This window comes from Actinoplanes sp. NPDC049265 (genome assembly GCF_043197135.1).
Classification (GTDB): Bacteria; Actinomycetota; Actinomycetes; order Mycobacteriales; family Micromonosporaceae; genus Actinoplanes.
Genome location: NZ_JBICSP010000013.1, coordinates 17231 through 39743, shown reverse-complemented (window position 1 = coordinate 39743; position 22513 = coordinate 17231). Strand labels below are relative to the sequence as shown.

The window sequence follows — 22513 nt, the reverse complement described above, 5'->3', positions numbered from 1 at the left end:
TGGTCAGCGACACGAGCCCGATGCCGTGGCCGAACGGCTCTGGCGCCTGCACGCCGACTCGACGGACACCGTCGACGTGAGTGGACGGTAGGCGTCAGGTGATCGGCAGCACGGCGGCTACGGGCCAGCCGACCATCAGCGCTCCGGCCAAGCAGGTCTGCCACCAGGGCATCCCGCGACGCCACGCCAGACCGGCGATCATCAGATGAAGCACGACAAGCCCCGCGATCAGTGGTGCGACGAGCGCGAGAAAACCGGGGGCGAGGCCGACGAGGGCGGCCACCGGCACCGGAAGACAGACCACAGCCAGGACTGCTGCGCTGTACGGCGGACCGGCGACGGCGTGCGCCCCGCCGAGCAGGAGAGCGGTGGCCCCGACGAGTAGCCCGATGAGCAGCCAGTGCAGCCCGTGCGGCACGATCGTGGTGACGCCGAGCTCGATCGGCACGAGCACCGCCGTGGTGCCGGCGACGGCGAGCGCCGCCGGCGGCCACGCCGGCCTCGGCCACCGGACCCGCTGCCCGGCGCGTTTGCGCAGCACAACTGCCCCGATCACCAACATGGTCCCGGCCGAGGCCGAGTATCCGATGAGGTAGCCGGAGTCGGCAGCGGGAAGGGCCCAGGATCCCAGCACGCCACCGACCAGACCCGCGACCGGGGCGACCAGGGCCGCGCCGGCGATCCACCACCATCGCTCGCTCGGAGGCGGTGCCGGCCAGGGCGCCACGGGCGGCCGGCGACCCAGCACCGCGAGGATCAGCAGCAGCAGGCCGAGCAGGATCAGCCCGGCGCCGGCCACCCGGCCCTGGGGTGCTGTCACCGGCTGCTGGGGCCGATGCGGCAAAGCATCCTCGAGCCAGTGGGCGGCCTCCCGATGGGTACGATCGGCGTAGAGGACCCCGACGTGTTCGACGAACGGCACCGCCACCATCCGATCGCCTTCACCGGTCAGTGCCAGCCGCGAGGCGTCGTGCATGCCCTTCGGCTCCAGCGCGCCAAGGAGCAGGAGCAGATGCCGTGGCCCGGGGCGCACCGCCGCCGCCGTGCTGTCGCCCAGCGAGATCGCCACAGTGGCGGCGACCCGCTGATCGGCCGCCCCCGCACGGACCACGGCGGCCGCTCCCATCGAATGGCCGAGCAACGCCACCTTCGACGGATCGACCTCGGGCAGGCCGCGGACGTAGCCGACAACAGCGGCCAGTTCCCGGTCGATCTCGTCATCCCCGGTGAGCGGCCGGACGTTTCCGGCGTGCCCTGCGAGGTCAGGTAGGGCAACGACATAGCCCTGCCGCGCGAGAGTGTCGGCGAACGGCCGCATGAGCCGCCCCGACCCGGCGTACCCGTGCACGACCACAACGACCGGCAGCCGCTGCCCGCCGCCGCTGGGTTGAACCACCTCCACCGGCACGCCGCCGACCCGCACGGACCGCGATTGCGAACCCTGCCCAGCATGCCCGAGGCTGAGCGCTCCCGCCGCGACCAGCACCACCCCGAGAGCAGCACACGCCTTCGCCGCGATCGACATGTGCCGCACAGTATCGAGCGCCGGCAACGCATCGGGCTTCTCGTCGCCGTCCGCGATGTGCCGACCACAGTTCCCGAGCTGTGCCCGGTGTCCGTCGCCGTCGAGGTGGTGAGCTCAGACCGGGCAGCGGCCGCGCGCCGGTCAACAGGGAGCCGATCCGAGCGGCGGAGGGAATCATGGGGGTTGGCCGGGCGATGACAAAGCCTGTGTCAGGTCCGTTATCGCGGTGATGTATCGGTCGAGGTCCAATGCCGGTGGCCAGCGAGACACCAGCACGCGCAGGTGGCCGTTTTCCAAGTCGACGAACGGGACCTTGAAGAATCCCATTTCCTTGAGCTCGAGGAGCGCGACACGGGCAGGACCGGTGAGCGGCCTCTCCGCGCCGGATGCGCTTCGCGGCCAGATCTTGAATTGTCTGTCGAACGCGTCGTCGGCGGCGGACGGGCCGCCTGGTGTCGAGCTCCGGGCTCTCCGCCACTTGGCTTGAACATAACGTGGGCGGATTTCCAGCGAAGGTAGGGTGTCGTGCACGCGTAGCACAACCGTGGCGTACGCGGGCGCGCCGTCTTCGTCATCGCTCTTGCAGAGCAGCAGAACGGCTGGGCGATGCGCCACATCGCCGTGGGCGGCGGCGATGACTTGATGTCCATTACGCCTTCGCGGGTCGAACGGGCCGGCCCGGACGGCCACGAGTTCGTCACCCGGTGTCCAGCCGCTACGGGCGCACCACCGGTGGATCTCGTACGTCAGGGAGTCGCGTACCTCTTGCTCGACGCCGCGATCCGTGAGGTACATCCTCCACACGATCAGCGAAACGACCGATGTGGCGAGCACTCCCACCGCGATGACCGATATGAGAGCGTGATCCATCGATCCGCCTTCCATGGCCCCTGGTGACGCTGACGAAGGTGCCGTTGAGCCTCGCGTGGTTTCCGGCATCGATTCTTCCGCTGAGGCATCACATCTCCAGAGTCCAGATCCACCGACCTCATTGGACAGGCAGGAGTGTCGTCCAGGATGTTCAACCGAGAGATGACCGGGTGTCCATGCCGCTCCTGTGTGGCATGGACGAAGGACCCGTCGGGTGTCATGCTGCGCGGGTGGACAGCGACTTGAACCGTCAGGCTTCGCCACCGCGGCGATGACCTGTCTCGCTGCTGACGGCATGGCCCGCCTCAGGCGCACGACCCGTTCCCGTCCCTTGCCACTATGGGCACCCTGCTGAGACCCGACCGGACGCGATCTGGGAGCGCAGATGACGGCGTACCACGAAGATCAGGCACAGCCGGCGCCGAGGCGGCGTACGGCGGCTCCCTCCGCAGGCCGAGCCCAGGCGGCGGCCCCCTCGCTTCAGCGCGGCGCCGGTCCCGCGTCGGGCCTTCTGAGAGGTCTGCAACGTGCCGCCGGCAATCAAGCCGTCACGACCCTGCTCGCGCCACGAGCGGTGCAGCGCCAGCCGGCTCCCGTCGTCGCCTCGGAACGGCGACCGCTGAGCCCAGAGGCGATCGCGGCGCTGAGCCCGGCCGATCGGCTCGTCGCGGCTTTCGAGCGTGCGCCGATCGCCGCCGCCGTCCGCGCGCGGATCCTCGCCGTTCTGTCGCCGGAAGCGCTGGTGGCAGCGTTGCTGTCGTTCGCTGCGGTGTTCGCGATCTCCCAGCTCACTCCGGTGGGGTGGGCCGCGGATCTGGCGTTGGCGCTCAGCGTGGTCTTCGTCGGGGCCGGCCTGATCCGCGCCGCGCAGCACCTCGTCGCCTTCGCGGACGCCCGATCCGCGGCCACCGAGGAGCAGCTCGTGCAGGCCGGAAAGGAGTTCGCCGACGCGATCGCCGAGATCGGCGTCGACGCGGTCCTGCTGCTGCTCACCAGGAAGCTGGGTCCGTCCGGACCCTCCGGGGGCGCGCCGCCGGCCGCCGGCCCGGTCGTGCTGATGCAGCGGGGCGGCGCGCTCGCGGTCGTGGCTGTCAACACGGTTCCGGCGCAGATCGCGGCCCAGGCCGGCATCGCGGGCGGGGCGTTGATGTCGACCGCGTCCGGAGGTGGTGGTGGCGGAGACGGATCCGGAAAACCGGAGCGGGATCGGGAACAGACCGCGGCCGAGCGCGACTGGGAGAAGGCCGAGGCTGAGGCCGAGAAGCAGAAGGCGGCCGGCGGCCCGCCCAGGGACACCGAACACGGGCTGTTGCGACAGCTGGAGCGCGGGAAACTCACTGTGGAGGAGGTGGAGCTGCTGAAGCAGGCTTTCCCGCGCCGGCAACCGGACGGCGCGATCGTGAAGATCCTCAACAAGGGGCGCGGCCTGTACACGGTGGTGGTGACCAATGCCCAGGAACAAAGCGTCACGGTCATCCGGGACAAGACGAAAGTGGAGCTGCGCGGGCTGTCCCGCAATTACGACTGGGATCCGCCGTACGACTGAACGCCCGGCCGAAACGCGACCGCGCAGCATGACGGTCAGTGTCAGGACGATCAAGACCAGCACGGCAAGGCCGCCGCGGTACGCGTCGGTGTCCGGGACCGGAGCAGATGAGGTGGTCGTCGCCAACTCCGTTCACCCGGGAGTCGCTTGGGGTCCACTCTGGAGGTCTAACGTTCGGGCCGCGCACCGCGATCCCGACGCGAGGAGCCCTGGTGACACGGCACGAGCACGCCCGGTCCGAGGACGAGGGCCAGGAGGCCTCGACGCGGGCCGCGCCTCGAGCCGAACGGATCTCGCCGCACGCCGCGGCGATCCTGGCGCTGCAACGGCAGGCGGGCAACACGGCCGTCTCCCGCATGATCGACGGCCAAGGCCGGGGCATGCCCGGTGCGTGGCCCGAGGAAGCGCCGCCGGTGCCGGCCGCTCCTCCGCCCACGCCGGACCTGAGCACCTTCCCGGAGACGGCGGTCGACCTGCCGCGGCCGCGATCGAACAGCGCCCCTCCCGCGATGCAGAGCGTCCCGCCATCGGCGGCGGCAGCGCCCCGAGCGGCCACCCCGGACATGTCCGGCCTCGGCCATATGTTCGCCGAGCCCCGCCGTGCCGAAACCCCGGACATGAGCGGAATGAACCACCTCTTCGCTGAACCTCGTAGACCCGCGACACCGGACATGTCCGGCCTCGGCCATATGTTCGCCGAGCCCCGCCGTGCCGAAACCCCGGACATGAGCGGAATGAACCACCTCTTCGCTGAGTCAGGCAGACCCGCGACACCGGACATGTCCGGCCTCGGCCATATGTTCGCCGAGCCCCGACGCCCCGAAACCCCGGACATGAGCGGTATGGGTCGGCTGTTCGCCGAGCCCCGGCGGCCCGCAACACCAGATATGTCCGGCCTCGGCCATATGTTCGCCGAGCCCCGACGGCCCGGGACTCCCGACATGACCGGGATCGGGCAGCCCTTCCCGGTGCCCAAGCGGCTGGATGGGGACCTGGCCAAGGCCGTGGGGGCGGGCGTGGCCGCGGCCGTACCCCCGATCAACATCGCGGCCGTTAAGGCCGCCGGCGCGCCCAACCTGGTGGCCGGCGGCACCGGCATGGCCAGCGCCAGTGCGATCGGCGATGCGGCCAGCGAGGTCGTCAAGTGGATGCAGAGCGGGTCGATCAATCTGCCCAAGTTTCTCGGCGGTGTGTTGTCGGCCGGGGGGCTGGTCGTCACCGCCGCCGGTATCGGCGCCGGCTCGGACGCCACCCGGTATGTGGGGCTGGGCGTGCAGACCGTCGGGCTGGGGCTCAAGAGCGCCGGTGAGGCCTACAAGTGGGAGGACGGCGACGTCGACCTCAGCCGGATCCCGAGCGGCGACATCTCGAAGGCGGTCGGCGCGTTCGTGGCCGCCGCGTCGCCGATCCTTCAGGCCACGGCGATCGACGCGGTGCGTAGGTTCGAAGAGCACCAGCGGTCGACCGGCGGCACCGGGCCGGCGCCCACCCCGCCGATGGCCGTCGCGGCCGCGCTGCTGGCCGGGGGCAACGCGGGCGGTGACTTCTTCAGCGAGGTGGTCAAGGGCGTCCGCGACCGCAAGATCAACGTGCCGAAGATGGTCGGCGGCCTGCTCGGCATGATCGGCGCGGGGCTGACCGCGGGCGGCGTGGCCAGCGGGAACAGCGGTATCCGCTATGCCGGGCTCGGCTTCCAGGAGCTGGGCCTGATCGCCAAGAGCGCCGGCGAGGCCAAGAAGTGGGAGGACACCCGGATGGGCCGGGTACGACGCACGCACGTCGACCCGGACATCGAGATGGTCTAGCGTCCACGGCCGGGTCAGGACCACCCGAACGGGGTGTCTCGCTCGCCCGCACCACGTCGCCGGCCTGGCTTGGTTCATCGAAGCCCCTGATAGTGACGTCACATTGATCTTGGCCGCCCTCCTTTGGCAGCATCGGGACACCAACAAGGAGGATTAAATGCGAAAAATCATGACCCGCCTGGCTGTCGCGTCCGGGGTGGCCGCCCTCGCCACCGTCGCCCTGACCGGTCCGGCCTACGCCGACGAGGACCGCAGCGGTGGTGCCGTGACCTGCGAGTCCGGTCAGGCCGTGGAGTTCTCCGCCATCATCACCGACGGTTTCCTGTCGACGAAGTTCACCTGGATCCGCACGCCGGGCGCCGTCCCTCGCACGTACGGGCAGTCCTCGGGTCGCGTGGTCACCTGGAACACCGGTGAGCAGAGCATCGACTCCTGGTCGGCGTACACGGAGGCGAGCTTCGTGAACCTCACCGTCGCCTGCCGGGCCTGAACCGCGACACCCACCTGTCCCATCGCGTCAGACGATGCCGATCCGTGGTCGCGTCGTGCCGTGATCGAGGATCCATGCCGAAGTGCAAGGTGGTCGTGCCGGTGATTACCCGAGTTGGTTCAGTACTTCCGTGGCGACCTTCTCGAGGGTGCTCTTCTGGTCGCTGAGTGCCTTGTCCCAGGCGGATTTCTCCAGTCGCGGCCCGGTGCGGTGGATGGTCACCGATGCGTTGCTGGACAGGGTCCAGAGCTGGAGGGTGGCTTGGTCCTTGTGGATCGTCAGGTAGGCCCGGTCCTGGAATCCGATGTCGCGTATCGAATGCAGTACTTCGCCGGCGGCGATCGACCGGTTGACCTGGTCCTGGAAGTCCAGTGCGGTTTGTTCGTCGGCGGGGATTTGCCCGTCCCTGAGGTTGATTCGGACGGAGACGGCGAAGGCGCCCTCGCCTTCGCCCCAGGAGCAGTTGATGTTCTGCCCGATGAAGGTGCTGGTGTCGGCGGGGCTGGGCGTGCCGGAGCCGGTGATGTCGAGCTCGGCCTTTGTCGCCGGCGTCAGGGTGGGGCACGGTGTGTCGAGGTTCGACCATTTCCCGGTGTACGCCGCGGACGGCAGCGCCGACGGCGTGGTGCCGGGGCCGGCCGTGTCGCCGGGCCCGGTGCAGGCGGCCATCGCGGTCACAAGTCCGAACGCGGTGATCCGGAGCAGGCGGGCCCGAGGGTGCGTCATGCGTTTCATGATGCGACGGGGGAGGGCCATCGTCCGTCCGGGGTCAGTCCGGTGAGGTCGGAGTTCTCGGTCTGCAGGGCGAGGATCTGGTTGAGGACTTCCGCGATGCGGGTGCCCAGCGTGGTGACGTAGCCGATGGACTGCTCGACGGCGGTGCCGATCAGTTCGGACAGGTGCGACAGCGCGGCGATGACCTGGGTCAGTGCGCCGGCTTCGAGGGCGAGGATGTCGAGGCCGGTGGTGATGATGGTTTTCAGGATGGTGGCCAGGCGGTCGCCGAGGCTGGCCATGTAGGTCATGTTGGCGGTGGCGGCGTCGCCGAGGTAGGTGGCCAGCGTTTTGACCTTGCCCGAGGCGTTGGTGACGGCGTCCTGCTGGTCGCCGACCCGTTTCTCGTAGGTGATCTTGGCGGGGCCGCGCCAGAAGTCGATGTCGCCGGATCCGGTCATGTCGCCGTACATGCCGGTCAACGGCCGGTTCACCCGTTCGCCGAGGTCGTAGGCGCGGGAGAACAGCGACGCGACCGGTATCGAGCCGGCGACCGATTTCTGTGCTTGTTCGAGCAGCTTGTCGACTGCGGCTCGGGCCGTCTCGACCATCCGCTTGATGGTTTCGACGTTCTGCTTGATGTCACCCCAGACGGCCTCGTACATGATCTCGAAGAGGCTGCTGTCCTCGACCTCCTTGCGGACCTTGTCGAGGTAGGCGTTGATGCGGTCGATCAGATAGCCCCATTCGGCGCGGATCTGTTCAATACCGCGTTCGACCAGGCCGACCGCGTTCTCGAACGCCGCCAGTGATTGGGGCCGGTACTCGGAGCTGCCACCTGGTGCTGTCACTTCAGGCCCTTCGCGATCGCGTCGAAGCTCCGTGCGACGTTACCGTCGGTGCGCTCGTAGTCCGTGGCGCATTTCTTCAGCGCGTCTCCGAGTTCCTCGAACTTGGCCGACGCCTCGGTGAACAGGCTGGTGAGCCACATCTGAGTGCGGTCGTACGCGGCCCCCTGGTCCCCGGCGGTCATCGCGCCGACCCCGGACGCGTCGATCACGGTGAAGGCGGTCGGGGCGAGCGTCATCTCGGCCATGGCGCCGGCCACCGCGGCCATCTGGTCGGAGAACCCGTACCACTTGCTGCCCTCGGCGCGGATGCCGTCGGCGCCGGCCTCCAGCGCCTGCGGACTGTTCCAGACCGCGTCGCTCATCGCGTCTCCTCCGTGGTGACCCAATACTCGGGATCCTGCTCGCGGGACGCCTCCCGCAGCGCGGCCTCGGCGTCGCGGGCCAGGACCGCGCCGTCGCCGGCGGACACGCCGACAGGGCTCACGGTGGCGTCGGTGATCGTGAAGCCGGCCAGGTGGAGGCGGAACAGCCCGGCCGGTCCGGCGACGGTTCGCGGTTGCCCGGAGTCGCGCAGCTCGGCCATCCGTTCGAGGGCGTGCAGCAGCTGGTAGCCGTGGTCGACCTTTGCCTGGGCGGTCTCCCACCCGGCCGCTGGGTCGGCGAACGGTGGCTCCTCCGCGTCGGCGTTTGCCGGCGCTGGGGGCGTCGGCGCAGGTCTGCCGTTGCGGTGCAGGATGCCGGCCGCCAGCGTTGCCTTGAGCTGGGCGGCGCGCAGCGCGTCGAGGACGGCCGGGCCGGTATGACCGGGTCCGAGGGTCTGCCACCAATCGGAGCCCAAGCTCAGGTCGACGATGTCGCCGTGAACGTCGATGACCGCGGTGACGGTTCCGGTGGCGTCGGCGGCGGTGATGCGGTCCAGCCCGTCCACGCGGCGGCCGTACGCAGTGCCCGCCAGCGTCGTTTCGAGCCGGCGACCGTACTGCCGGACCTCGTCGGCCAGTCGCCTGTCGACGGCAGCGGAACCCGCGATGCTGAGCATCGAACCTCTTCCTCGTCAGGGTGACGACAGGTATCAAGAGGGGTGAATGCTAGCTGTCCAGGCACATAGCCGCAGCCCCTGGTGGTGTTGGACAACAGCTAGATTGGCGACATGTCAGCGTTTCAATCGCCGCAGGAGATCGCACAGACGCGTGAGGTGAGCGCCCTCGCCCTGCTGCAGGGACAGGCAGACCTGCGGGGATACCCGTACCGCCACTTGGGAGTGCTGGCCGACAGCAACCTGAGCATCCCGTTGCAGTCGGCGATCCTGATGGCTGCTGAACTGCTCAGCCAGTACGGATGGGAGCTGGTGAGCGTGGCAAACCCCTACCACTCCGTCGGGGCATTGGTCGGCTTCTTCCGCCGGCCGGCACCGTCGACGCCCTCCGGCACCAACGGCAACTGACGAAGGCCGTGCTGCGGTCACCGACGATCTCAGCTGGGTCATGCGCGGCGCCGGCTCGGTTGGCCTGGCGGAGCGACAGTGTGGAACTCGTCGCGCTGCGGAATGCGACGGTCCGAGCGAACCGGCAACAGCACCAGTCCAGTGCTGTTGCAGTATTAAGCGCCACGCCTCCAAATGAGCTGATGAACGTTCTTGACTCGGATACGTCTTAGCCGAATTCGCGTTCAGCCCCGGTGATCAGGGTAACTGTCGTGCGAGTCGGAACGGCGGTCATCGCGCTTGGCCTGCGCAAGTGCCCCGGATTACAAGGACATTTGCCCGACTGTGCGCATTGCCATCGAAACAACACTTCGTGTTAACTGGCCGAAGTGCGTTGGGCTGATCATCCGGGTCCAGCGTACTCGGATATTTCTTGCGCGAGATGCAGCACCTTCGAAAAGCAGAGCAAGCGGTCGGAGTTCCGCCGATCCGTCAGGGCTTGGCCGCTCGACTGGAGGGTCCACTTGACATCTCTTCGCCGCTTCCCGGGTGTCGCATTAGTGATTGCCGACGATGATGCGCTGGGGCTCCGTCTCACTCGGAAGGTGATCGGCAGCCATCCGGAGTACGTCGTCATCGCCGAAACCGCGAGCGTCCGGCACACGATCGACGTCTGCGACCACCGGCGCCCCGACGTGCTGGTGGTGTCCCGCTCGCTCCTCTCCGGCGGCGAACCGACGATGACCGACCTGATCTCCCGTACCGAGGCTGTGGTCGTCGTGGTGGCGATCGGTGCGAGCGGCGCGGCGGTGTGGCAGAGCATGAGTAGTGGTGCCAGCGGATATGTGCTGCGCGACCGGCTCGCCGACGATCTCCCCCCGGCGTTGCGCGCTGCCGAGACCGGCAACGCCTTCGTCTCCGCCCCGCTCACCCGCCAGCTGATCGGTTACCTGTCGAGCCGCGAGAACGCCTACGACGGTCCGGACCCGACCGACATCTCCCGCAGCCTGTTGCCGCGCGAAAGGGAGACGCTGTTGCGCCTGGCCGCGGGGGAGTCGACCGAGGAGATCGCGTCGGCCATGTCGGTGACCACGGCGACGGTTCGGTCCTATGTCTCCCGCATCCTGCGCAAGCTTGGCGTGCGCAGCCGAGGCGAGGCCGTCGCCTTCGCGTACCGGTCCCGTTTCTATGAACCGGGCCCGACGCCGCAAGCGAGACCTGGCAGAGTCGTCGAGCTCGCCGAGAAGCGGCTCCCGAGACGTCAGATCCGGTGAGCGATTCGCGTCGGCGGCCGCCCGGCTGGTCGTGGTCATGCGGGCTGCCTCCGGGGCATGACGACCGACAGGCCGTGGGGTTCGAGCATGACGGTTCCGGTCGGGCGTACCGCGTCGCTGTTGACCGGCCGCAGGTCGCGGTGGGCCGCGATGAAAGCGATCGAGGTCATCGCCTCGGCCCACGCGAACTGTTCGCCGATGCAGCGGTGCACACCCTCACCGAAGGGCATGAACGCCTCCGGGGTGGCGTCCCCCGAGCGCTCGGGCAGCCAGCGGTCGGGGTCGAAGGTGTCCGGGTCGGTGAACAGCCGCGGGTCGCGGTGCTGCGCGTAGAGCGAGTAGACGATCGTGCTCCCCGCCGGGATGTGGTAGCCGCCCAGCTCCGCGTCCTCCCGGCAGGTACGCGACAGAAAGGATGTCGGCGGGTAGAGCCGCAGCGCCTCCTTCACCACCCGCCGGGTCAGAGCGAGCTCGCCGAGCTGCTCGTGGGTGGGCGGTTCGCCGTCCGTCAACACCCGGTCCACCTCGGCGCGCACCGCCTCGAACACCTCGGGATGCCGGCCCAGCTCGTGGCAGCACCAGGACATGGCGAGCGCGGTGGTCTCCGCCGACGAGAGCAGGATGGTGATGACCTCGTCGCGGACCTCGCGGTCGGTCAGGCTCCGGCCCGTGTCCTCGTCGGTGGAGAGCATCAGCAGCGAGAGCAGGTCGACGCCGGTCTGCTCGGTCCGCCGGTAGGACGCGATCATCTCGTCGATGAACCCGTACATCTCCTGCATGATCGCGTCGAAGTGGCGGTTCACCGGCAGCGGAAGGTGCTCCACCAGCCCGGTCGGGTCCATCGCGCGCATGCTCACCGCGCGGGTTATCACGGGCAGAGTGCGTTTGACGATCGAGACCGCGTCTATGCCCCTGTCGCTCGAGAACAGCGCGCGTGTGGCGATCGTGATGGCCAGCGAGACGAACTCGGCCTTGAGCTCGATCGGACGGTCGTAGGGCAGCGAGGCGATGCGCTCCACGGCGGCGTGGCGCATCACGTCGGAATATCCGTGCATGCGCTTGCGGCTGAAGACGGGCAACACAAGGCGACGCTGGCGACGGTGCGCCGCGCCGTCGGCGGTGACCAGGCCGTCGCCCACCACCGCACGCGCCTTGCGGAAGTGCACCCCTCGCGGGAACTGGGCGGCCTCGGCGACCAGCATGCGGTGCAGCAGCCGGTGGTCGTTGACGAGGTAGGTCTCCATCGGGCCCAGACCCACCCGGACTACCGGGCCGTAGGCACGCGCCTCCCGCAGGAACCGCAGCCGATGGCGCAACAGTTGCCGGCCGTGGCCGATCAAGGGGAGCCAGGCCGGCGCACGCGGCGGACGCTTACTCTGCTGCTTGGCTCGTGCGGTGATGGACACCGGGTATCCGCCTTTCATTCACGTGGCAAGGAGTAGGTCGGGTCACCGACCCGATGAGCGGTAGCGCGCCGACCGTGCGGGCCAGCGAGCCGCGGCCGACATCAAGGACTCGTAGTGGCGGAGGTAGCGGCGCAGGTCCTCGTCCGGCCGCAGTCCGAAGTCGGCGGCCCTGGAGGACACGTCCTGGTAGATCCGTACGGCGCGTTCGCACATGCGCCGGGCGTGGGCCATCGCCTGGGGCTCGTCCCATCCGTATTCGTGCTCCAGGACGATCACGATGTTCGACGCGATGCCCGCACGGCGTTCCGCGGCGAGCGAGTAGAGGTCGTTGGCGATGCAGCCGTAGTCCGCCACGGCGCCGTCCACGAGGCGGACGATCGGGTGCGTACGCGTCTGTTCGTCGAGCCGCAGCCGGTCGACGAAGTAGTCCAGCTCGAGCTGCACCGTCATCGTGCTGAACACGCGTCGCATGACCATGTAGGTGGCGAGGTCGGGAATCTCCCTCCGGCTGCGCAGGTCAAGCTCCCAGAGCGTCGCGGACAAGTAGTGGCCGATCTCGGCGCGCAGCCTCGACGAGTCGAAGCCGGGGTCGATGCGCTCCACGTCCGCGAGGATTCGGCCCAGCAGCCGGATCAGCGGGTCGTCGCCCGCGTGCGCCGCCCGGCCACCGAGGATCTCCCGTACGGTCGCGTGCTGCTCGATCACCCGCCGGCGCCAGTCCCCGCCGAACTCCAGCCGGTCGCTCCACGCGTCGTCGAAGAGCACCAGGAAGGCGGTCCAGAGCGTGGCCACCTGCAGCCTGTCCTGGTCGGTGTCCGGATGGATCAGCGCCGCGGCCTCGCCCAGCGCGATGCCGTTCAGCACCGTCGCGCCGGCCACGCCGGTCAGTCCGACCTCGGCGCCGACCGCGCGCGCGTACTCCGCCGCGGCGCTGCCGCCGGGGTGCGACCGATCCGGGAAAGGGCACGGCACCAGCAGGGTCTCGGTGGTCACGAACGGGTCCTCCGCAGCCGGTGGGCCACGGCCAGACAGGTGGCGCGGATGATTCGGACGGGCGCGTAAACGTCCTTGGCGAACCACATCGCCGGGGGCCGGTCGGCAATCCCCTCGCGGATCCCGCGACGGGCCGCGGCCAGCGAGTCCACCAATTCAGGGCGTTCGGACGCGGCGCTCAGGTGGAGGATCCACGCCGCGTACGCGGTCTCCTCCACAGTGCCGCCGCCGAGTCCCCAGCGGTCGCCCTGTCGCTGGTCGAGCACCCAGGCCACGGCCCGTTCCACCGCCGGTCGCGCCGCTGACCCGCCGTACCCGGCCAGCGCCTGCACGCAGGTCGCGGTGGCATAGAACGGCGAACCGTGCCACTTGTCGGCCCAGCTGCCGTCCGCGTTCTGCGCCCCGATCAGCCAGTCCCGGGTCTTGTGCAGCACCGGTGCGTACTTCCGGGACTGGGCCGGGCGTCGGCTCGTCCAGTGGCCCAGCGCGTCCAAGGCGTGGGCGTTCGTCGTCGGCGAGCTGGTCCGCTCCTCGGGATAGGTGAAGAACTTGTCGCCGTCGAAGTACCGCAGCAGGATCGTCACGTCCGGGTCCCGGCCGTGGGCGTCCAGCGCGTAGAGGACCGCGGCCGTGTCGTCCGCGTCGACCGGCAGGCCGTCACCGCCCGGCGCTCCGTCGGGGCCCAGTGCGGCCTCGAGGCCGTCGAGCATCGCCGGGGATGCCTGGTGCGGGACGCCGTGGGTGTGGAACAGGTTGAGGATCCAGGACCGCTCGAAGTGCGGCATGGGCGCACCGATCGGGAACAGCCCACCGGTACGCCGCTGGACCGCGTCGAGGTAGCGTAGCGACCGGTGTCCGGCCGGCGGACGGGCGCCCAGCCAGGCCACCGTGGCCGCCGGGGAGCACCCGACACTGCCGGCGACCGGCGCGACGGCTGGGTCCTGCGGGCGGCCCGAGCCGACGATCTCCCAGCTGTACCACAACTTCGGCGGCACGGGCCGACCTGCCGCGGTCGCGCCCCGGAGCTGAGCGAGCGCCGAGGAAAGCGTGTGCGCCGGTACGCGCAGCGGCTCGTCGCCGAAGCTGTCGCCCTCCTCGGCCAGCCGCCGCAGCCGCTCGTTGATCACCTCGACCAGCCGCGGCACCAGCAACTCGATCGCCACCAGGTCGGGCAACGGCCCGGTCGCCTCCGCCAGCGTGCGCCGCAGCGACACCAGCGCGCTCGCGGCCGCGCGCCGCAGCTCGGCCCGCGGCACGACGCGGTCGACCGCGGCCCATCGGTGATAGGCGGTGAGCAGAGCCTCGGTCGCGCTGAGGCTGGTCACCAGGCGGAAGCCGGGGAGACCCCAACCGCCGTCGCCGGCCTGCTCGGTCAGCACGAAGCGCAGGCGCTCGGCGTGCCCGTCGAGCCAGGGCGCGTCGGAGACGACCCGGCCGCACTCGTACACCGAGGAGCTGATCCAAGCCCACTCGTCCGCTTCCGCCTCCCGCAGAAGCTCGTCCGCGGTCAGCGTGGTGAAGACCTGCGGGGCGCTCATGCCGTCCTCGCGGTCGCCGCGATCGCCAGGTCGCGCAGGGCGGCCCGCGCCTCGGCGCGGATATCCACCCGGTCCAGGGCGGCAAGCCCTCGCCCGCGCCGTTCCTCGATCATGTCCTCAACGGCGTGGACCGCCCTGGTCTCCTCGAGCACGACCCGGACATGCCGGGCGCCGTCCTCGGTCAACCGCGGGTTGCCGACCTGCGCGGCGAGCACCCGCCGCTGGTCCGGGCCGGCGGTACGCAGAGCGATCGCCAGCAGAGCGGTGCCCTTGCCGTCGCGCAGGTCCGCCAGGGCCGACTTGCCGGTCCGCGCCGGGTCGCCGAAGATGCCGAGCAGGTCGTCGCGCAACTGGAACGCCTCGCCGACCGGCACGCCAAAGGCCGTGAAGGCGTCGAGAAGCGCGGGCTCCGCGCCGGCCAGGGTCGCGCCGATGTGCAGCGGCCGCTCCACCGTGTACTTCCCGCTCTTGTAAATGGCGATCGACAGCGCGGTGGCCAGGTCGGGGTTCCCGGTGCCGGTGGTGGACAGATCCTCGTACTGGCCGAACATCAGCTCGGTACGCATAGCGTCGAGGAGTGGACGCACCGCACTCAGCACCCGGGGCGGCGCGCCGCAGCCGTGCAGCAGTTCGTCGGACCACACCATGGCCAGGTCACCGACGAGGATGGCGCTGTCGACACCGAACCGGCGGTCACGCTCCGGGTCGCCGGTCGCGCGGCCCGCCTCGAGCAGCCGGTGCAGGGTCGGCCGTCCGCGGCGCTCGTCGGACCCGTCCATGATGTCGTCGTGGATGAGCGCGAACGCGTGGAACAGCTCCAGCGACGCGGCTGCCCGCAGGATCACCGGGTCGCCCGGAGTGCCACCCGCCGCCACCCAACCGCAGTAGCAGAGCAGCGGCCGCAGCCGTTTGCCCCCGGACAGGACGTAGTCCCGCAGGATGGCGGTGACACCGGCCAGGGAGGTGCCGGAGGCGAGCGCGGCCTTCGCTTCGAAAAACTCGCGCAGGGTGTCGTCGACACTTTTCCGCACCACGTCGGGAGAGACACGGCTGCCGTCGATCGGGGGGTTTTCGGTGGTGGTCATCTATTCCGGAATTCCCTTCCTTCGGCTGCTCGATAGTCACCGTGGCACATCGGGGGAATCAGCTATGGCGAAAGATATCGCCGTCCGGGACCCTGCTTCAACGCCACGGATATCCACATCGAAGCCACGAGTGTTGACGGCTGGTAATGCGATCGTCGACCGTTTCGTCAGGTGGAGATGCACGTCAATACAAAACAGGGTCACCGGCATCGACCCGGCATCGGCGGGGTGGCCGGACGAGCGCCCGGGAACGGCAGGGAACGGAATCACTGCGAGTGACGCGTTCTCGCACGACCTTCAGCCGTTCTTCGCCGCGGACGCCACCGGCGATCGGCCGGCGAAACGTGCGGCTGGTCGACATGTACGCCAACCATCGATCAGATCCATGTCGGATACGACCAACCGGCGGCCAGCGGTCAGTTCCGCGGATATGTCGATACGATCGACATCACGAGTGGCTGACCCGCGCTCTGCGGACGCGGGTCCGGTTTCGCCCGGCGCTCAGCTGGTCGCGCACGCGTGTTCTGGGGTGTGGCTGACCACACCCCAGCCGCCAGCCGTCGACTCCCGAAGCATTGACGCCCTCGAGTATCAAGTCTGAGCGGTGCGGCGGAGGGACGGGTCTCCTCCGGCCAACAGTTCGGCGGCGGCCGTCCATGCCGTGAGGTCGGTGTCGTCCGCCGCCGGCTCGGCCGGAGCCAGCAGCGGCACGACCAGGCTGCGGCCGGACCGAACCGCTGGGTGACGGCGGGCAGCGGCGCTCAAGCTGCGATCCGCACTGCCGTCGAGGAGGATCAGGCCGGGTTGATGGCCCTGCTGGTCGAGCAGCGATTTGAGCGCCGGCCAGAAGAGGACCGGCAGGAGCAGCTGGTCGGCCCAGAAGGAAGGGTCGGTCGCCTGGGACGGGGTGACCGGCGCGGTCGTCCGACTGGAGATCAGCGTTGAGTGCGGTGGTCTCAGCCGCACCTCTCCCAACTCGCCGCGGAACCGCGCGGCGGTCGGCCGCATGACCGGGCTGTGAAAGGCATGGCTGGAGCGCAGGTGGCGAAGAGCGAAACCGGCCGAACTGAGCGCCGCCGACGTCCTCCCCAGCGCTGGTTCGGGGCCGGCCAGGATGCAGTGGCGTGGCCCGTTGATCGCTGCGAGGGCGATACCGGGCTCGAACGGCTCGGGCAGCTCGTCGGGCGCCGCGGCGACCGCCAGCATTCCACCGCGGCCGTCGGTGTGCAGAGTCCGGGAGCGCGCGGCGAGCAACGGCAGGAGATCTTCCGGCGGGAAGACGCCGGCCAGGCAGGCGGCCGCCAGTTCTCCTGCGCTGTGTCCGAGCAGGATGTCCGGTCCACCGGTCACGGCGTGCACCGCCTGGCCCAGGGCGTATCCGACGACGAGCAGCAACGACTGGGCGACGCCGACGTCGTCCAGGGCCGGATTGGGGGCAGGGCGCTGCCACTCGGCGGCCAGTTTGTCGCCGTCGGAGTCCAACGACCGGAACAAGCTGTCGGCGTACGTGGTGAACGCCGGCTGCCGGCCGTACAACTCGGCGCCCATCCGCTCGCGTTGCGCGCCTTGGCCGGGCAACAACAGCACTGTTCTGCGATTCGTCACGAGCACTCCCGGAGATTGCGGTCAGCGGTGCTCTAGCAGGGCTCGACGCCGTTACTGCATCGTCGGCCGGAGATGTCGTGGATCGATCGATGAGCGGTCGAGGGATCACCTGGGAAGAGAGACATGCGCAGAGGCGAAAGGGCTTCCCGCCGTACGCGACGGGCATTCGTGTTGAGGACTCTGTGGCGCCGGCTGCCGCGCTACACCGTGGACATGTTGGCGTGGTCGGTGTTCATTCCCGGCGCTGTGTCGGGCGAACTGATGGAGTACTGGCTGCGGAGGCAGCCCGGGCACAGCGACGCCGAACGTCCGCTGTCCCGGGCCGAGCGGAGGGAATGGGCGGCACTCGTGGAGCGGATCAATTCCCCGGACCGGTCCTGGTGACGGTCTGGCCTCCCGGGACGGCGATCACGAGATCGACATGCCGCCATCGATGGACAGTACCTGTCCGGTCATGTACTCGGCGTCCAGCAGAAGCGCGATGCCCTGGGCTACCTCGTCCGGAGTGCCCATGCGGTTGAACGCGGTCCGGCCCATGAGTGCGTCACGGTTCCCGCTCGGCATGTTCTCGGTCATCGCGGTGGCCATCAGTCCGGGCGACAGCGCGTTGACCGTGATCTGGAAACGACCGCACTCGAGGGCCAGGCTCCGAGTCATGCCCAGCACCCCGGCCTTGGCCGCGGAATACGCCGTCTGACCCCGGCTGCCGATGAGGCCGGCGGGCGAGACGACGTTGATGATCCGGCCCCAGCGAGCGCGCATCATGTCCGGTAGCGCGGCGCGGCAGGTATGGAAGGTGCCAAGGAGATTGACGGCGATGGTACGCGTCCAGTCATCGACGGCCTGGGTCGCCATGAAGCCGTCGTGACGCACCGCGCCGGCGTTGACGAGCACGCTGATGCCACCCAGTTCCGCACGCACCCGAGCCATCATGTCCTGCGTGGCGGCCCAGTCGGCGACGTCCGCCTGCACGACGGCACTGGGCCGGCGCAGTTCGGCGGCGAGCTTGTGGGCCCGGTCCGTGCCGGTGGTGCAGTGCAGGGCCAGACGGTAACCACGGCGGTCGAGTACCCGCGCGACGGCGGTGCCGAGTCCTCCGGACGCGCCGATGACCAGGGCTGTGCGTTCCTCGGCGTCCGGCGTGGCCGCAAGCCGGATGCTGTCGCTCACGGTGTCGCGTCCTCCTCGATGTAGGGGAGTCGTCGTGTCCGCCGGGCGTCGGCGGCTGGTGCCGGTCTCCGCGACCGGAGCGCGGAGACCGGCGATCTTCACCAGGTGAGCGGCATCTCGGCCGGACCGAAGGCCTGGATCGAGTGGTACTTGTATTTCAGTTCCGACTCCGGCACCGCCAGGGCGAGCGTGGGAGCCCTCTCGAACAGCGTCGTGAAGAAGATCTCCATCAGCTCCGGCACCAGGCGGTTCGCCGGGCACTGGTGCGGCCCGTGACCGAAGGTCAGGTGCCTGGTCGTCTTCTCCCGCATGAGGTCGAGGTGGTTGGGATACGGGCACACCGCCGGATCGCGGTTGACGGGCAGCGTCGGAACGACCACGCCGTCACCGGCCTTGACCAGGGTGTCGCCGATCCGTACGTCCTCGGTGGCGAGCCGCATGGGCGTTCCGTCGTTCACCGAGTAGAAGCGGAGCATCTCGTCGATCGCCACTCGGAGGCGATCCGGGTGGGCGAGCAGGGTCGCCCGCTCCTCCGGGTGGGACAGCAGGGTGAGTACGCCCAGCGCGAGCATCGTGGACGTCGAGTTGTGGATGCCCTGGGCGTTCGACAGCATCAGGGGGGAGAGCTTGAACCAGTCGACCTCGCCGTGTTCGTCGAGCTCACGCTGGATCAGGCGACTCATCAGGTCGTCGCCGAGATTCTTCGCCTTCTCCCTCAGCACCTCCTCCGCGTGCTGGTTCAGACGCGCGGCTGACGCCCTCTCCTCTTCCTCGGTGGCGGTCTGCATCAGCAGGTGCCACACGTTGTCACGCATCTTCTTCTGTTCGGCCTTGGGGACACCGAGGAAGATCTCCTGAAGGCGCCAGGCGATGGGGTACGCCAGTTCCATGACCAGGTCGACCGGCTTGTCGGTCCGGGCCAGGTACTCGTCGACTCGCTCACTCACCGCTTCGCGCAGCTTCGGCAGCAGCCGGGCGAGTCCGGCCGGAGAGAATTCGGCGATGACCGGCTTCTTCTGTTCCACGTGCTCCGGCCCGTCCAGGTTGATCATGAAGGGCGCGCAGTACTTCAGCTTGTTCAACGAGTTCGGCGTCATTTTCGGGAAGTCGTCGCTCATCTTGTCCGAGCTGAACCGCGGATCGGAGAGGACGAACCGGGCGTACTCGGGTCGCACCACCATCCAGGCCAGCTTTCCGGTGGGCAGCGTCACCCGGCCGATCCCGCGCTCGCGCAGCGTCTCGTACTCGGGAGGGAGCTCGTCCGGAAGTTTCCGCCGGATGGGGTGGGTCGGTAGTTCGGTCATTCTCACACCTCTGCAGCCCAGTAGTAGAAACGAGTGGCCAACGAATTGCCTGCCGGGTCGTACGGCGGGATGAGCTGCGTGAGGTCGTCGACGAGTTGGAGGAAACGAGGATCCCCCTCGGTCCACACCGCACTGATCACCTTGACCGGGTCGGGCTCCGCGAAGTCCTGGATGTGCAGGTAGATGCCGCGCCAGAGATACAGCTGACGGCGCAGCGTCCCCATGGTCACCGGGATGTCAGTCGCATCCGATTCGGCGAACAGCCGTGCCACCTCGGAGTTGTGCTCCTGCCGTTGGGTGTTCACGATCACCGCGCTGTACGTCTTCTCCAGGTTCTCCAGATGCTCGGCGGGCCACAGGTAGAAGCGCTCGGCCGCCGGCTGGTCGATCGGGCCGTCCCAGTCCTCCGTCCCGGCATGATCGCCGAAGTAGACCGAGAGGCTCTCATTCAGCTGAGCGCAGCGCGGATCGGTGGTCGCCACCCGACAGGCCTCGGCGTAATCCGTGACATCCCAGTCCTGCATGTGGACGTAGACGTCGGAGTAGACGAAGACCTGCCGCCGGCGTAGCTGGGGCAGCTCGGTGGCGGCCTTCTGGTCGAACTCCTGAAGGATCTTGGTAACGTCGGCGACGCCATCACTATCGAACTTGCCGACAGTGACAATGCTCGGCATATGCCTCTCCTCACGGTAGGCGGGCTGACTGTCCTGCCGCGTCACGGACCCTCGCAGGGCTCGTTTCGGGGACGTCGCGAGCGTGCGCCGTTGCCTTAGACGCCGAATCGACGCCTGGTCAACTCGAAGAGTCCTCGAACGCAGGTCGAGCGGTGACGGACATCGTCGAGCCCGACCACTCCGGGTTCTACGACGCTTGTGAGGTGTCTCGCCGTGCCGGACAACCACCAGAAGACCGAGTCTCGCGTGACGGTCGACGTCGCCCGTGACACGGCGTTCGACCTCGTCGCCGACGTCGGACGCTGGCCGCAGTACCACCCGTCCGCCGTGCACGCGGAGGTGCTCCACACCAACGAGAAGGGCGATCTGATCCAGTACTGGTCGCTGGTCAGCGACAGCGAGGTCCGTACCTGGCAGGCGGTGCGCCGCGCCGACCGGCCGGGACACCGCATCACGCTCACCCAGATGGACGCGGAGTCACCCGCCACCGGGATCCGCGCCGAATGGGTCTTCAACGAGCTGGCTCCGGATCGCACCGAGGTCGAGCTCCGTCACCACATCGAAGGGCCGGCGGAGGCCGATCTCGGTCCGCTCCTGGAGCAGATCACGAAGGACAGCCGGGAACAACTCGAAACTCTGCGTGACACGACCTCCCGGCTCACAGAGCTCGGCGAGCTGGTGGTGTCGTTCACCGACCCGTTGTTCATCGCCGGCTCCATCGAGGATGCCTACGACTACCTCTACCGGGCCGACCTGTGGCCTGAGCGCATCCCGCACGTGGTGGGACTGACCATGAGCGAGGAGGTACCGAACATCCAGTTCTTCGACATGGACACGAAGGGCCCGGACGGCAGTACACACACCGTGCGATCGGTGCGCGTCTGCCTGCCGCCGAAGCTGATCGTCTACAAGCAGATCTCCCTGCCGGCCATGCTGAACGCGCACACCGGCCACTGGAAGTTCACCGAGGTGCCCGAAGGCGTCGTCGCCGAAGCCCGGCACACCAGCACGATCAAGCCGTCGGCGCTGTCACTGCTCGGAGCGGGAACGACGATCGGCCACGCCCGCCGATTCCTGCGGCGCCTCCTGAGCGGCAACAGCATGAGCAACCTGACTCTCGCCAAGGCGTTCGCGGAAGAGCGGGCCGGCTTCTGAGGCGGCGGCTCACCCGTACCCGCCAGATCAATCGTCAATGAGGAGGAGCAATGGCCGAGAGGGAACCCGCCAGAGGCGGGGCGATATGGGCAGCGGCCGACCTGGTGACTCCTATGGCGATCCGCGTGGCGGCGACGCTGCGGCTCGCCGACCACATCGTCGCCGGCCTGCGGACGACCGAGGCGCTCGCCGAGGTGGCGGGGGCCGACCGGGACGTTCTGCGACGGCTCCTGGATCACCTCGTCGTCGCCGGAGTGTTGTCGAGCGCGGCGACCGGGGTCTACGACCTGACCGACATGGGCCGATACCTGTGTGACGGGCATCCCGACGACATGCGGTCGGTGCTCGACGTCGAGGGGGCGATCGGTCATGCCGAGCTCTCCCTCGTCCATCTGCTGCACACTGTCCGCACCGGCGAGCCCGCCTTCGCTCAGCAGTACGGCTTGGCTTTCTGGGACGATCTGTCGGCCAACGACGAGCGGGCCGAGTCGTTCGACGCGCAGATGGGCGCCCGGCTGGCGGCGCATGCGCCGGCCGTGGCCGCCGGATACACCTGGGGCCGGCTTCGTCATCTCGTCGATGTCGGGGGCGGGGACGGCAGCATGTTGATGGCGATTCTCCACAACAACCCCGATCTTCGGGGAACTGTCGTCGATCTTCCCGGGCCCGCGCGCCGAGCCGCCAAAGCGATCGCCGCCGCCGGGCTCGACCATCGGGCCGACGTCGTGGCCGGCAGCTTCTTCGACGAGCTCCCGGCGGGCGCTGACGGCTATCTGCTGTCCAGCATCCTGCACAACTGGAATGACGAGGCGGCCGCCCGGATCGTACGTCGATGCGCCGACGCCGCGTCCGGGACCGGAAGCGTTTTCGTCGTGGACTACTTCAACGATCAGAGCACCCTGACAGCGGGCGACCTACGCATGCTGTGCTATTTCGGCGGCCGGCAGCACACGCTCGAGGAACTGGGCGACCTGGCCGCTCCCACGGGTCTGCGTATCACCTCGGTCCTGCCGGCCGGCCGCATGTCGATCGTGGAACTGCGGGCACCTCGTTGAGCAGCCGTGCCGGGCGGTCGCTCGCCCTGA

The 22513-nt window shown here is 69.0% G+C and carries 22 protein-coding genes; 8 read left to right on the top strand and 14 right to left on the bottom strand.

Translation table 11 applies throughout. The features are described 5' to 3' along the window. Positions 1-94: 94 nt before the first annotated feature. Positions 95-1525, bottom strand: coding sequence for an alpha/beta hydrolase (locus ACGFIO_RS27970; RefSeq protein WP_392830068.1), 1431 nt, complete (start codon positions 1523-1525; stop codon positions 95-97). A 174-nt stretch (positions 1526-1699) separates the two neighbouring features. Continuing rightward, positions 1700-2395 carry a hypothetical protein gene (locus ACGFIO_RS27965; protein ID WP_392830066.1) on the bottom strand — a complete coding sequence of 232 codons (696 nt, stop codon included), beginning with the start codon at positions 2393-2395 and terminating at the stop codon, positions 1700-1702. A 574-nt stretch (positions 2396-2969) separates the two neighbouring features. Here ACGFIO_RS27965 and ACGFIO_RS27960 point away from each other — a divergent pair. The 3 genes from ACGFIO_RS27960 to ACGFIO_RS27950 all read left to right on the top strand — a co-directional run bounded on the left by ACGFIO_RS27960 (position 2970) and on the right by ACGFIO_RS27950 (position 6236). Further along, positions 2970-3941 carry a hypothetical protein gene (locus ACGFIO_RS27960; RefSeq protein ID WP_392830064.1) on the top strand — a complete coding sequence of 324 codons (972 nt, stop codon included), beginning with the start codon at positions 2970-2972 and terminating at the stop codon, positions 3939-3941. A 212-nt stretch (positions 3942-4153) separates the two neighbouring features. Further along, entirely contained in the window at positions 4154-5746 is a 1593-nt protein-coding gene (locus ACGFIO_RS27955; protein WP_392830062.1) for a hypothetical protein, read from the top strand. 157 nt (positions 5747-5903) lie between these two features. Continuing rightward, positions 5904-6236 carry a hypothetical protein gene (locus ACGFIO_RS27950; RefSeq protein WP_392830061.1) on the top strand — a complete coding sequence of 111 codons (333 nt, stop codon included), beginning with the start codon at positions 5904-5906 and terminating at the stop codon, positions 6234-6236. Positions 6237-6341: 105 nt separating this feature from the next. On the opposite strand, the gene ACGFIO_RS27945 is transcribed toward ACGFIO_RS27950, so the two are convergent. The 4 genes from ACGFIO_RS27945 to ACGFIO_RS27930 are packed head-to-tail and all read right to left on the bottom strand — an operon-like array spanning position 6342 to position 8840. Continuing rightward, positions 6342-6962, bottom strand: a complete 621-nt coding sequence (locus tag ACGFIO_RS27945; protein WP_392830059.1) for a hypothetical protein — start codon at positions 6960-6962, stop codon at positions 6342-6344. Positions 6963-6967: 5 nt separating this feature from the next. Beyond that, positions 6968-7801, bottom strand: coding sequence for a hypothetical protein (locus ACGFIO_RS27940; protein ID WP_392830057.1), 834 nt, complete (start codon positions 7799-7801; stop codon positions 6968-6970). Beyond that, on the bottom strand, positions 7798-8163 hold the full coding sequence (locus ACGFIO_RS27935) for a hypothetical protein (RefSeq protein WP_392830055.1): 366 nt from the start codon (positions 8161-8163) through the stop codon (positions 7798-7800). The genes ACGFIO_RS27940 and ACGFIO_RS27935 overlap by 4 nt, the downstream gene beginning before the upstream one ends. Then, positions 8160-8840, bottom strand: coding sequence for a hypothetical protein (locus ACGFIO_RS27930; RefSeq protein WP_392830053.1), 681 nt, complete (start codon positions 8838-8840; stop codon positions 8160-8162). The genes ACGFIO_RS27935 and ACGFIO_RS27930 overlap by 4 nt, the downstream gene beginning before the upstream one ends. A 111-nt stretch (positions 8841-8951) precedes the next feature. Here ACGFIO_RS27930 and ACGFIO_RS27925 point away from each other — a divergent pair, with 111 nt between their 5' ends. Together ACGFIO_RS27925 and ACGFIO_RS27920 are read left to right on the top strand one after the other, a co-directional pair. Continuing rightward, positions 8952-9245 (top strand): transcriptional regulator, encoded by a 294-nt coding sequence (locus ACGFIO_RS27925; RefSeq protein WP_392830051.1) that lies wholly within the window; start codon positions 8952-8954, stop codon positions 9243-9245. Positions 9246-9613: 368 nt separating this feature from the next. Then, positions 9614-10498 (top strand): LuxR C-terminal-related transcriptional regulator, encoded by an 885-nt coding sequence (locus ACGFIO_RS27920; protein ID WP_392830050.1) that lies wholly within the window; start codon positions 9614-9616, stop codon positions 10496-10498. Between the two features lie 35 nt (positions 10499-10533). Here ACGFIO_RS27920 and ACGFIO_RS27915 read toward each other — a convergent pair whose 3' ends face one another. The 5 genes from ACGFIO_RS27915 to ACGFIO_RS27895 form a co-directional block, all read right to left on the bottom strand. After that, complete coding sequence (locus tag ACGFIO_RS27915; RefSeq protein ID WP_392830048.1) at positions 10534-11904, bottom strand: cytochrome P450; 1371 nt, start codon at positions 11902-11904, stop codon at positions 10534-10536. Positions 11905-11946: 42 nt separating this feature from the next. Continuing rightward, positions 11947-12897 carry a hypothetical protein gene (locus ACGFIO_RS27910; RefSeq protein WP_392830046.1) on the bottom strand — a complete coding sequence of 317 codons (951 nt, stop codon included), beginning with the start codon at positions 12895-12897 and terminating at the stop codon, positions 11947-11949. Next, positions 12894-14435, bottom strand: coding sequence for a prenyltransferase/squalene oxidase repeat-containing protein (locus ACGFIO_RS27905; RefSeq protein WP_392830044.1), 1542 nt, complete (start codon positions 14433-14435; stop codon positions 12894-12896). Before ACGFIO_RS27905 ends, ACGFIO_RS27910 begins: the two co-directional genes overlap by 4 nt. Further along, a complete protein-coding gene (locus ACGFIO_RS27900) occupies positions 14432-15520 on the bottom strand; it encodes a polyprenyl synthetase family protein (RefSeq protein WP_392830042.1) in 1089 nt (362 codons plus the stop codon). Before ACGFIO_RS27900 ends, ACGFIO_RS27905 begins: the two co-directional genes overlap by 4 nt. Positions 15521-16111: 591 nt before the next feature. After that, entirely contained in the window at positions 16112-17125 is a 1014-nt protein-coding gene (locus ACGFIO_RS27895) for an acyltransferase domain-containing protein (RefSeq protein ID WP_392830040.1), read from the bottom strand. Between the two features lie 168 nt (positions 17126-17293). Here ACGFIO_RS27895 and ACGFIO_RS27890 point away from each other — a divergent pair, with 168 nt between their 5' ends. Further along, complete coding sequence (locus ACGFIO_RS27890; protein ID WP_392830038.1) at positions 17294-17509, top strand: hypothetical protein; 216 nt, start codon at positions 17294-17296, stop codon at positions 17507-17509. Positions 17510-17533: 24 nt separating this feature from the next. Here ACGFIO_RS27890 and ACGFIO_RS27885 read toward each other — a convergent pair whose 3' ends face one another. The 3 genes from ACGFIO_RS27885 to ACGFIO_RS27875 form a co-directional block, all read right to left on the bottom strand. After that, a complete protein-coding gene (locus ACGFIO_RS27885; RefSeq protein ID WP_392830037.1) occupies positions 17534-18295 on the bottom strand; it encodes an SDR family NAD(P)-dependent oxidoreductase in 762 nt (253 codons plus the stop codon). 98 nt (positions 18296-18393) lie between these two features. Further along, entirely contained in the window at positions 18394-19599 is a 1206-nt protein-coding gene (locus ACGFIO_RS27880) for a cytochrome P450 (RefSeq protein ID WP_392830036.1), read from the bottom strand. 2 nt (positions 19600-19601) lie between these two features. Then, complete coding sequence (locus ACGFIO_RS27875) at positions 19602-20273, bottom strand: TcmI family type II polyketide cyclase (RefSeq protein WP_392830035.1); 672 nt, start codon at positions 20271-20273, stop codon at positions 19602-19604. A gap of 213 nt (positions 20274-20486) precedes the next feature. Between ACGFIO_RS27875 and ACGFIO_RS27870 the strand changes: the two genes are divergently transcribed. Together ACGFIO_RS27870 and ACGFIO_RS27865 are read left to right on the top strand one after the other, a co-directional pair. After that, the gene (locus tag ACGFIO_RS27870; RefSeq protein ID WP_392830034.1) at positions 20487-21428 is read left to right on the top strand and encodes an aromatase/cyclase; all 942 of its coding nucleotides are present in this window, start codon (positions 20487-20489) and stop codon (positions 21426-21428) included. Positions 21429-21541: 113 nt separating this feature from the next. Continuing rightward, entirely contained in the window at positions 21542-22483 is a 942-nt protein-coding gene (locus ACGFIO_RS27865; protein ID WP_392830033.1) for a methyltransferase, read from the top strand. Positions 22484-22513: the final 30 nt, after the last annotated feature.